The following is a 597-nucleotide window of genomic DNA, read 5'->3' on the forward strand; positions in this document are numbered from 1 at the left end:
GCGTCGTGCACTTCGCGCTGCAGCTGTCGCACTACGCGTTCCTGCTGCAGGACGACCTGTACATCGCGACCTACCTCAGCTCGCTGAAGATGGCCGCCGTCTCGACGGTGCTGTGCCTGCTGATCGGCTATCCGATGGCGTACTACATCGCGCGCTCGGAACCGAACCGCCGCAACGTGCTGATGATGGCCGTGATGTTGCCGTTCTGGACGTCGTTCCTGATCCGCGTGTATGCCTGGATCGGCATCCTGAAGGACGACGGGCTCCTGAACCACACGCTGATCGCGCTCGGCATCATCCACACGCCGCTGCGCCTCTATCACAGCGATGCAGGCGTCTACATCGGGATGGTCTATTCGTACCTGCCGTTCATGGTGATGCCGCTGTACGCGCACCTCGTGAAGATGGACCTCACGCTGCTCGAAGCCGCGTACGACCTCGGCGCGAAACCGTGGGTCGCGTTCACGCGGATCACGCTGCCGCTGTCGAAGAACGGGATCATCGCCGGCAGCCTGCTGGTGTTCATCCCGGCGGTGGGCGAGTACGTGATTCCGGAGCTGCTCGGCGGCGCCGACACGCTGATGATCGGCCGCGTGA

General features: G+C 63.7%; 1 protein-coding gene. It reads left to right on the top strand.

Annotated elements, in window-relative coordinates; genetic code table 11:
* On the top strand, positions 1–597 hold a 597-nt coding region (locus tag G3N98_RS39550), incomplete at both ends, for an ABC transporter permease subunit (protein WP_206151156.1).

This window comes from Burkholderia sp. Tr-20390, from assembly GCF_017104595.1.
Classification (GTDB): domain Bacteria; phylum Pseudomonadota; class Gammaproteobacteria; order Burkholderiales; family Burkholderiaceae; genus Burkholderia.